Source organism: Rothia sp. CCM 9416 (assembly GCF_048513535.1).
GTDB lineage: Bacteria > Actinomycetota > Actinomycetes > Actinomycetales > Micrococcaceae > Rothia.
In genome coordinates this window covers 1-8629 of the sequence record NZ_JBLXXR010000037.1, presented here as the reverse complement: position 1 = coordinate 8629, position 8629 = coordinate 1, and the positions used below count along the sequence as shown (strand labels likewise).

The window sequence follows — 8629 nt, the reverse complement described above, 5'->3', positions numbered from 1 at the left end:
GGCAATATTATCGGAGCCCCTGTTCGAGACTGGGCTGTAGTCTACGTTCCCTCTGACTTCACAGGAAGAATTATGGACTCAGATCAGTTCTTCTCTAGCCTGCCGATGTTCGGCTCTCTCAATATCCCAAACAGTTCTCCCAAAGATCAGATTATCTGGGTTGACAGGGACAGCAACTATAGTCGTATCCCCATGCTCATTGCTCTATGGCATCTATGCAACGCGGATGACACCCAAATCATTTACGATTTAAAAGCTGACGCTAAGATTTATTCGATAGACCATGGATACTGGTTTGGCTCATGGGAAGGTGCCCGCGATTTGAGTGAAGGCATGACGCTTTACGAGCCACTCCCAACCTTAAAAGGTCGAATCCCAATTGATGAGTGGGAGCGGGCAAAAGCCAACCTGTCCGCACTTACGAAGGCTTCTGTAAAGTATATTCCGTCGATGATTCCATCAGAGTGGGGTGTCGACGAGTCAGAAATCATGCCGATGCTTGACTATGCGGTGAGCCGCGTGCATTACACTATTGAGATACTTGAATCGTACAAACAAAGATATTGCTTCTAGGAAGGAGGGATTCTAGTGCTCTATAACTACTGGGTTGTTCGTTACGTGCCTGATTCATTGCGACCGGACACAGCAGGTGTCGGTGTAATTGTGGTAGGCAAAGAACAAGGTGATCACGCATACCGTTTTGTGGAGTCAGTCTCAGAAGTTCCTTCTCTTGGGGGTAATCCTCAGTTTGCGCTGCAGGCTCTTGACGCTTTGGAAAGCGAAATCGCTTTACTGGCTTCCAACAATGCTCTTTCGTTAGGAACTCGTAAAGATTTACGGCAACTTCTGGAGCGTGAACGCCGACAGAACTTTGGAGTCCTGCGAATTGATGCACCAGGGCAGATTGTCGATGAATCGGCTTTTGCAGCTGCTGATACCTTGTATCAAAGGCTTATTTTTCGTGAGTCATCTGTCAGGCCGCATCGTGTAACGGAGTTACGCAAGCGTGCCAAGAGCTACTACACAAGTAGTGCTTATGCTCGCTTGAAGGAGCACACTTTGCTTATGCCAACGCTTGCTATTCATAATGCGGTGGAGCGTTTGGATTTGGCTGTTGCTACAGACGAAATTTTGGAACTTAACAGTACATTTTCTTTCCAGGGCCGCGCTGATAGCAATTTAGAAAATCGTGTGCAAGCATGGACGTTTTCGATGTCAAAGCTTCGCAAATCAGGTGGACATCTCAGTAAAGGAAATAGGCTACTGGAGGTATCTCCTCATGTTCCGATTGTTGTATTAGCTGATGAGCCGCTGACGGATAAGCAGCGTCAAGTATTTAACAGGGTTACTGCTGACTGGGTTGATTATAATATCGAGATAATTAAACCCGATTGGCTTAACGCTCATGCTGGTCAGCTGGAACAACAGCTTGCTTTTGCCTCAGCGTAAGATGATGCCTCAATAACCATATAGGTTACTGAGGCTCTCTTATGTCTATTTGTCTTTGATGGGTTTGAGGTCGGTGCGTGCTCCCCTGCCTGGGCGTGAGGCTATCCAGGTGTTTATGGTTTCTTCCGTCCAGCCTTTGTATCTGTTGCCTATGATGACGTCGGGTTCTGGGAGTTTGTAGTGTCCCATGGCGCCTTGGGTGATGCCGAGTTTTTTGGCGATGTCTCCGGTGGATAGGTAGTGTTTGGTCATTTTCTTTGTTTTTTCCAGGTTTTGATAGCTAATAGGGCTAGCCCAGTGTTCGCAATGGTTACGGGTATGAGCCAGGCCGCCCGCCCACTGGTGGCTAGGAAGGCGAGGGATAGTGTGAGGAGCACTATGAGGGTTGTGTACTGTGTTTTCATGGTGTAGGTTTTTCCCAGTGGCCTGCTGGCCTTGAGGTAGTTGCGTTATCTCAAGTCCAGCAGGCTGTTTTATTTGTCCCAGTCTTTGATGATCTTGGCTATTTGCAAAGGTATTAAAGAGAAATCCCTGCGCGGTTTACTAGTTAGGAATGCTGCACGAAGCTCCTCTGCATCAAGAGACTTCCCATCATCACGAACTTGAATCTCGAGTGTCTTGATGAGAAGAGCTGGGATTAGCAACTTTAGACCGTTATCATCCATCACTTCCCCTTCACCTTGTCCTTGGGCTTTAATGTAATAAGGTGTGCCAATCTCGATAAACAGTTGAGGCGTTTCTGGCACGTTGTCATACCTTGTAATCTGCCCAAGTATTTCTGTGCCGTCAGTGAGGGTCAAGAATGCATCTGATGATTGACCTCTTTTCAACGTCAAAGCATTATCCAAAGTATGCACTTCTTGCTGAGGCTGATGCCCTCTTTTGAAACAGTAAAAAATATGACCGGACCCAAACGCCAGGAGACATGAGAGACAAGTTAGCGCCAGTATTGCTATTGAAACATCGATGTATGTCTGAAAAACATCATCAAATTGGCTGTTTACCAACTTCCGCACAGGGGTGGACCACCAGTTATACAGGATGCAGCCCCCTACCAAATCAGCCAACAATGAGCTAACTAGTATTCGGCTCATCTCTTGGAGAGCGCTTTCTTTCCTTGCCGGCTTATATCTGGATCGACTCAGAGTAAATGCAAATCCAGGAAGGACTAGAACCAGGAAAGAAAAGAAAGCGAAAGCCGAGGATAAGATCACTTCTTTTGCTGCCGGTCGGCAATTTTAGACAGCAAGGTTGATGCTGGCTTATCGGTCTTAGGCTTGATGGTGTTAACTACACGAGAACCATGAGCCAGGTCTTCCCTCAGTTCATAGGTTTCTACTGGCTTTTTCTTGTCGTCGCTCATTCTTTCCTCCTGTACTTGATGGATTCCAGCAAGGCAATTGCATTTTAGACATCAATGAGACCAGCTATGAAGCAATGAGTTCTCTCAGGGCTTCACCTGCAATCGCACGATAATTCACAGCTGTCGTGTTCATTGCAATCACCGCAGAGTTGAATCTCATGCCTCACTCATCAAACCTCCAAGGCAATTGTCTAGCTAGTTAACCATACGATTAACAAGTCTTACTGGTGGGTAACTTAGACATTTTGGCAATAAAAATCTGCCCCTCTGTAACAAAAGGGGGCAGGTCTCACCCGCGGGGCCACTCAAGCCACCAACAAATCTTCGCCGTCTGTGCTGATAGGGTCTGCTTCACACCAGGTGTTCAGTAGCCGGTCAGTGATGCTCAATTCGTGTGCTATCTAGTGTTGGCTACATTAGCTAAAAAACTCACGCGGATTAGACAGAAGTTTCTGCGTAACTTTAACTAGCTTTTATCGCCCTGGGGGTATCTTTTAATGTGAAAACCCCCATTACTAACGACAGGATGAAGCCAATGAGCTTTGAAGCTGGAATCAACTCGCTCGCAAAAAAGATGCGAGGACAACAAGACATCATTCAAACCGAAGAAGCAACCAAAAATGCTTTCATCATGCCCTTTATTTCCCAGGTACTGGGCTACGATGTTTTCAATCCTCTTGAAGTCATGCCAGAGTTCACCGCAGACCACGGCACCAAAAAGGGCGAGAAAGTCGATTACGCCATCATGCAAGATGGAGAAGTTCGTATTCTCATCGAATGCAAGAAAATTGGGGATGACCTAAACGTCAAGCACGCCTCACAGCTCTTCCGCTACTTCTCAGTTACAAACGCAAGAATTGCCATCCTCACCAACGGGCGAGTATTCCACTTCTTCACTGACCTGGACTCCCCCAACATCATGGACAAGCGCCCCTTCCTGATATTGGACTTGCTAGATGTGGATGAAACAATCCTGCCTGAGCTCAAGAAGATTACTAAAGAAACATTCGACTTAGACTCAATTATCTCTTCTGCAGAGGAACTCAAGTATGTTGGTGCTCTAAAACGTGAGCTTGCATCAATGTTCAAAGAGTTACCGTCTGAATTCGTCAAGCTCCTCATGACAAGTGTGTCTGATAAGCGAGCTACCGCTGATAACTTAGCCTTGTTCAAGGACCTAATAGATAAGGCTCTCAGACAGTTCCTCAAAGAGCAGGTTAACGACCGCCTAAAAACGGCACTGGGCGATACCGAGATGAGTCTCCCAGAATCTGCAGAAGTACCTGCCTCCGTCGCGACAGAGGAAACCTCGGAACCACAGCCAGACGAAAAGGGCATCGTCACGACAGAGGAAGAGCTCGCGGGCTACCAAATCGTGAAAGCAATTGCGTGCTCGGAGGTAAAGCCTCAACGCATTGCCCACCGAGATGCAAAGTCATACTTTGCCATCCTCTTGGATGACAACAACCGCAAGCAAATTGCCCGCCTTCATTTCAATGCTAAGTCTCAGTGGTACATCGGAACTTTTGATGCAGACAAGAAGGAAACCCGTCACCCCATTACTGAGCTAGAAGATATCTACACGTACGCTGAAACGATTAGAGCTACCGTCCGAAACCTTGAGGCGTAACGACATCAGATAACGCCAAGGCCCCTACTCTCTGTGTGAGTGTAGGGGCCTTTTGGCACCTCTCAAGCCACCAAATCTTCACTGTCTATGCTGATGGGGTGCGCTCGCATCCACGCATTTAGAAGCCAATCTGTGACACCTAGTTCGTATGCGATTCTGCCTGGTTCATCCGGGTACATACGCGCCAGCCGGAACAGCTCATCGGTGTCAATGAGAAGCTCAGCCGCAAAAACATCGCAAGCTAATTCAACTTTGGGGGCAAGGTAACGAGGAAGGTGTGGTTGCCCATCCAATACATGCTTGTACTCATGAGCTAGCGCAGAGAGTTCATCACGCTGAGTTAGTCCCGGCTTCACCAGGACTGCTTCTCCTGTGTAGAGAGCCAACAGATTGTTTCCAGGATCTTGGCAGTACACAGGCACGCCGGCTTCCTCAATGAGCCGATAGAGGTCTTGCTTATTCGTAGTACTCAACGCCTTCCTCGAAGTCTGGATGGCGAGTGTTGCGCGGATCGTTTTTGGCTGCTTTAACCCAGTAGCTTTGGTCAGTCCCAGTGGTGTCAGGACGGCTGGAGACAAGAATCGCTTGTTCAGCGATCCTGATAATTTCGGAAGGCGATATATCCAGCGCTTTGCAAATCAAATCAAGTTCATTTGTGTTAATGGGTGCCTCATCGCGGTTCACAGTCCGACTGAGCCTACTACGGCTTATCCCGGTTGCAGATTCCAGAGTCCGCAGGTTCTCGCCACGACGGGTCATCCACACGCGGATTTCTTCATTTAACCTACTACTGAAAGCGTTGGCCAAACCAGCGGCCTTTCTATTACCTGTTTCCATACCCTCAGAGTACACCAGATATAGAAAAAATCTCATATTAGCTTGACTTGTCTCTAAATTGAGACATAAGCTAAAGGCAACGAAGGAGGAAACATGGCAACCCTAACCCAGACTATCGCCGAAAATATCAGCCTCGCCTTGGCAAAGACCGGAGAAACCCAGACCTACCTCGCCAATAGTGTTGGTATCGACAAAAGCCGCATGTCACGAATTATCTCAGGCGAATCTCCAGCATCAGCAGTAGAGCTTTTCGCAATCGCCAACCACTTCAGTGTTCCAGCTCAATGGTTCAGCGAAGCGCGACTCGAAGAGCTGGTACGTGCAGCTTAATTTTTTACCTCAATGTCTTTATATAAGGACAAAAGCGATCGCAACTCCCCTACCCGTACCTACACCCCCAAGGAGACCCAATGCCCTGGACCGACCTACTCACTCCATTCCCTGGCGGAAACCGCCGCCTAGCGCTCACCGGCTTCCGAGCTTCCCTCAAGAAGCTCGAATCGCTAGTAGAAGCTGCCATCAGTGATGAAGAAGCCCTCGATAACTATTGGGCAGACATCGTTAAAGAAACCCACGGCCTTAAACGGCAACTCATCACCAGCGAGGAGGACCAGCGGGACCAATCCCTAAGCAGAATCCACTACAACCGCGAACTAATCAAAGCTGTACGTGAACGGGACGGCAATACCTGCCGGTTCTGCGGAGAAACCGTGAACTGGAAAGCCCGGAATGCAGGCATAGCAGGAACCTACATCCCTTTACAAATGGATAAACCCATCCAAGACCCAAACGAAACCTTCGTAGGATGCAGGTCCTGCGCCGCCCACAGAAAAAGCGACTTCAAAGAAGGTAAGCCACTGAAAGCGCCTAATCCTCTGGGGCAGGCTTAGGAAATCGGTTCCGGGTTCCAGAAGTGGTCAAAAACTAAACAATGGTGTTCTAAGAAAGTGTCGTCGAGTTTTTCTTGCAACTCGTCAACTTCCTTCGGATTAAAACCATCAGGGTAATCAAAAACATACAGGCCAGCAAAGTGCGGGACCAGAACAATGGCTTCACCGCGCAAGTCCTCAAACTCATCCAAATGGACAGCGGTTAAGGTCTGTGGCTTTTTACCCCGTCTTGTATAGCCAAAGAACAGCTCGATAGCCCGAATAACTTCCGCAGGCCCCTCAAAAAGAACCCTCTGAGCAGGACCATTGTCCCTGATGTAACCAGTACGCATACCGACCTCCCAATGTCCATACAGCTACAGCCCTTGTAGCTCACACCCAGTATCTCGTTAACCCGCCCGGCGCGGAAGAACCGCCCCGGCCACTGTAGCCAAGAGCTACCCGCTACTTCACAACCGCATAGAGAACCAAACAAAAAGAAAACCCCTCCCGCCAACACAGGCAGAAGGGGCAACCATACATAGAAAGGAGGTGAACCCTGCAATGGCCAGGTTCACCCAAAAAACAAAACTCATCAAACACATGCCCACAACTGAGCTCTCGGCCTTCCGTAAGTTACTTGAAGAACGTATCGCAGGGCATGTCTACCGAGTAAACGACGAAACGACATTCAAGACACCTATTAAAAAGCTCATCACCATAACGCTCAACTCAGTCACCCTGCGGCTCCTTTTTGAAAGCGGCGCTGAACTAAGAGAACGGCAAAAGGGCTCTTCTAAGACCCGGTGATCTGCTGAGCCATCTCTCCCGCTGTTAAAGCTAACGTCCATGCGCTGCCACCAGCCGCGCCCATGAAACCAGAAAAGAAGTGACCCACTGCCGTATCGGCCCACTCTTTCAAGCGGGAAGCTTTGTCTTGATCGTTAGTCTGGCTAGCTGCCAACCCTAGAGCCATAGCTAGCTCGCTCAAAACCCGCTCCTGCTCAAATACAGAAGCTTTCGTATCAACTGAAAGGACCTTATAAGCGTGATGAAGAACCGTTTTCACATACCGCTTCAAATCATCGTTCAAACTACCGTCGGAATCTATTTCCTCAATCAAGCTCGGAAGACCCTTCGTCAACGGCTGCATGGCACTAGCAACAGGCTCTCCGACCTGGTTTACCGGGTGATAACGGAAGTCATGTAGAAGACCGATAGCAGTCTTACTGAGGTAATTCGAGTTGGGATGGCTCCCCAATCCTTGGTGAGCAAAAATCCAGTTCCAATACTTTGGTATCGCCTCAATCAGAGGGTGGTCATCAGGGAAAGAACCAAAAGCTTCAATCATCTGTTCAACTTCTCTTAGGTAGATGACCGCTTGCTGTGATTCCAGGATCCTATCGCCCATCACCGTGCTTCTACTGTTGGCGGGATACTGCCCGCTTTCCCACCAGCTCATGAACAGCTCATACAGCAGTTCCGCAGCATTTTTAGACACTTTGCCTCCATCAATCATTCAACGGTTAATAAGTATCTCGTTAACCACCTCGAAAGGACACATCCCATGTCTAAAACTATTTCATCCCTTGAACCCCGGGACGATGTTGTCCTGGTCGACCGGCTCTACAAGCTCGAAGACGCGGCCGAGCTGCTGGGCTACGAATCAGCGAACTACCTGCGCGAGATGATCCACGCAGGTAAAGCCGAGTACGTCGACCTCAACCCCAATGGCAACCGCCCGGTCTTCCGAATGCGCGCGAGCCAAATCAACCGGCTTATCGACTCCATGACCTTTGGTGCCGCGCCACGGTTGCAGGGGCTGGCCTCATGAACCCCGGCACCGTTACCCGCAAATCATGCCCGGCCTGTGAATGGGCCGAAGAGCGCAGCTCACGAACTGCGCTAGGCCGTCTGGCTGATGAAGAAGAACTTGAGCTGTTGCTCGCTGAGCACCAGCGGAACAACCACCAGAAGGAAGAACAATGACCGCGACCGTTGAAATGGTCCACGAGCGAGTGGGCATCGTCATCACTCGTGAAGACAAACCGCGCTACCTGGCCGCCCAAGAAGTCCAGTACCGGGCCTACAAAGACCCTAAGCGTCGTACTGAAGCTCGCAGGCAGGCTGTCGATTATGCCCTGACTCGCGCGCTAGAGCCTCGCTCCCCTATCACCATTGACTGGGCCACCAACGAGGTCTTTGCTTCTGAGGGTGGCTGGACACGCCAGATTGCCACTTTCACCACCGAGCAGTATCAGATTGAGCAGGTCCCGGCGGTGGCGGCATGAGCAAGCCCCAACCCCTCACCCAGCAGGTCTGGGAGGCTGTACCCCGTATCAAGCGTGACGGTCTGTTCATCACCGCTAAGGAGTGTCAGACCAGTGGTTACAGCCTCTACCGGGCTAGCGCTCTGATGCTGATGGAGCTTACCGGCATGGATTACGAGCAGGCCAAAGAGGTTCTGCGTACACAGCCCAA

At 49.6% G+C, this 8629-nt stretch carries 17 protein-coding genes; 10 read left to right on the top strand and 7 right to left on the bottom strand.

Translation table 11 applies throughout. The annotated features are described in order from the left end of the window. Together ACN080_RS10300 and ACN080_RS10295 are read left to right on the top strand one after the other, a co-directional pair. On the top strand, positions 1 to 573 hold a 573-nt coding region (locus ACN080_RS10300; RefSeq protein ID WP_419113736.1), incomplete at its 5' end, for a hypothetical protein. 15 nt (positions 574 to 588) lie between these two features. Next, positions 589 to 1449, top strand: a complete 861-nt coding sequence (locus ACN080_RS10295; RefSeq protein WP_419113735.1) for a DUF3037 domain-containing protein — start codon at positions 589 to 591, stop codon at positions 1447 to 1449. Between the two features lie 45 nt (positions 1450 to 1494). On the opposite strand, the gene ACN080_RS10290 is transcribed toward ACN080_RS10295, so the two are convergent. From ACN080_RS10290 to ACN080_RS10280, 3 genes are all read right to left on the bottom strand, one after another. Further along, positions 1495 to 1701 (bottom strand): XRE family transcriptional regulator, encoded by a 207-nt coding sequence (locus ACN080_RS10290; protein ID WP_419113734.1) that lies wholly within the window; start codon positions 1699 to 1701, stop codon positions 1495 to 1497. A 221-nt stretch (positions 1702 to 1922) separates the two neighbouring features. After that, complete coding sequence (locus tag ACN080_RS10285; protein WP_419113733.1) at positions 1923 to 2663, bottom strand: DUF6338 family protein; 741 nt, start codon at positions 2661 to 2663, stop codon at positions 1923 to 1925. Next, a complete protein-coding gene (locus tag ACN080_RS10280) occupies positions 2660 to 2812 on the bottom strand; it encodes a hypothetical protein (RefSeq protein ID WP_419113732.1) in 153 nt (50 codons plus the stop codon). Before ACN080_RS10280 ends, ACN080_RS10285 begins: the two co-directional genes overlap by 4 nt. A gap of 535 nt (positions 2813 to 3347) precedes the next feature. On the opposite strand from ACN080_RS10280, the gene ACN080_RS10275 reads away from it, so the two are divergent. Beyond that, positions 3348 to 4442 carry a type I restriction endonuclease gene (locus tag ACN080_RS10275; protein ID WP_419113737.1) on the top strand — a complete coding sequence of 365 codons (1095 nt, stop codon included), beginning with the start codon at positions 3348 to 3350 and terminating at the stop codon, positions 4440 to 4442. 62 nt (positions 4443 to 4504) lie between these two features. Here the strand turns inward: ACN080_RS10275 and ACN080_RS10270 are convergent, their stop codons facing one another. Further along, positions 4505 to 4915 carry an ImmA/IrrE family metallo-endopeptidase gene (locus ACN080_RS10270; RefSeq protein ID WP_419113731.1) on the bottom strand — a complete coding sequence of 137 codons (411 nt, stop codon included), beginning with the start codon at positions 4913 to 4915 and terminating at the stop codon, positions 4505 to 4507. Beyond that, positions 4899 to 5279 carry a helix-turn-helix domain-containing protein gene (locus ACN080_RS10265; RefSeq protein ID WP_419113730.1) on the bottom strand — a complete coding sequence of 127 codons (381 nt, stop codon included), beginning with the start codon at positions 5277 to 5279 and terminating at the stop codon, positions 4899 to 4901. Before ACN080_RS10265 ends, ACN080_RS10270 begins: the two co-directional genes overlap by 17 nt. Before the next feature lie 93 nt (positions 5280 to 5372). Here ACN080_RS10265 and ACN080_RS10260 point away from each other — a divergent pair, with 93 nt between their 5' ends. Together ACN080_RS10260 and ACN080_RS10255 are read left to right on the top strand one after the other, a co-directional pair. Then, positions 5373 to 5609 carry a helix-turn-helix domain-containing protein gene (locus ACN080_RS10260; protein WP_419113729.1) on the top strand — a complete coding sequence of 79 codons (237 nt, stop codon included), beginning with the start codon at positions 5373 to 5375 and terminating at the stop codon, positions 5607 to 5609. Positions 5610 to 5689: 80 nt separating this feature from the next. Further along, positions 5690 to 6169 carry a hypothetical protein gene (locus ACN080_RS10255; protein WP_419113728.1) on the top strand — a complete coding sequence of 160 codons (480 nt, stop codon included), beginning with the start codon at positions 5690 to 5692 and terminating at the stop codon, positions 6167 to 6169. On the opposite strand, the gene ACN080_RS10250 is transcribed toward ACN080_RS10255, so the two are convergent. Then, complete coding sequence (locus ACN080_RS10250; protein WP_419113727.1) at positions 6166 to 6501, bottom strand: hypothetical protein; 336 nt, start codon at positions 6499 to 6501, stop codon at positions 6166 to 6168. The genes ACN080_RS10255 and ACN080_RS10250 overlap by 4 nt on opposite strands. 211 nt (positions 6502 to 6712) lie before the next feature. On the opposite strand from ACN080_RS10250, the gene ACN080_RS10245 reads away from it, so the two are divergent. Next, complete coding sequence (locus tag ACN080_RS10245) at positions 6713 to 6958, top strand: hypothetical protein (protein ID WP_419113726.1); 246 nt, start codon at positions 6713 to 6715, stop codon at positions 6956 to 6958. Here ACN080_RS10245 and ACN080_RS10240 read toward each other — a convergent pair. Next, positions 6945 to 7649 (bottom strand): hypothetical protein, encoded by a 705-nt coding sequence (locus tag ACN080_RS10240; protein ID WP_419113725.1) that lies wholly within the window; start codon positions 7647 to 7649, stop codon positions 6945 to 6947. The genes ACN080_RS10245 and ACN080_RS10240 overlap by 14 nt on opposite strands. 66 nt (positions 7650 to 7715) lie before the next feature. Here ACN080_RS10240 and ACN080_RS10235 point away from each other — a divergent pair, with 66 nt between their 5' ends. The 4 genes from ACN080_RS10235 to ACN080_RS10220 all read left to right on the top strand — a co-directional run. Further along, positions 7716 to 7982: a hypothetical protein gene (locus tag ACN080_RS10235; RefSeq protein ID WP_419113724.1), complete on the top strand. Its 267-nt coding sequence runs from the start codon at positions 7716 to 7718 to the stop codon at positions 7980 to 7982. After that, on the top strand, positions 7979 to 8137 hold the full coding sequence (locus ACN080_RS10230) for a hypothetical protein (protein WP_419105085.1): 159 nt from the start codon (positions 7979 to 7981) through the stop codon (positions 8135 to 8137). Before ACN080_RS10235 ends, ACN080_RS10230 begins: the two co-directional genes overlap by 4 nt. Further along, positions 8134 to 8439, top strand: coding sequence for a hypothetical protein (locus ACN080_RS10225; protein WP_419113723.1), 306 nt, complete (start codon positions 8134 to 8136; stop codon positions 8437 to 8439). Before ACN080_RS10230 ends, ACN080_RS10225 begins: the two co-directional genes overlap by 4 nt. Then, positions 8436 to 8629: hypothetical protein (locus tag ACN080_RS10220; protein WP_419113722.1), on the top strand; the 194-nt coding region annotated here is incomplete at its 3' end. The genes ACN080_RS10225 and ACN080_RS10220, both read left to right, overlap by 4 nt.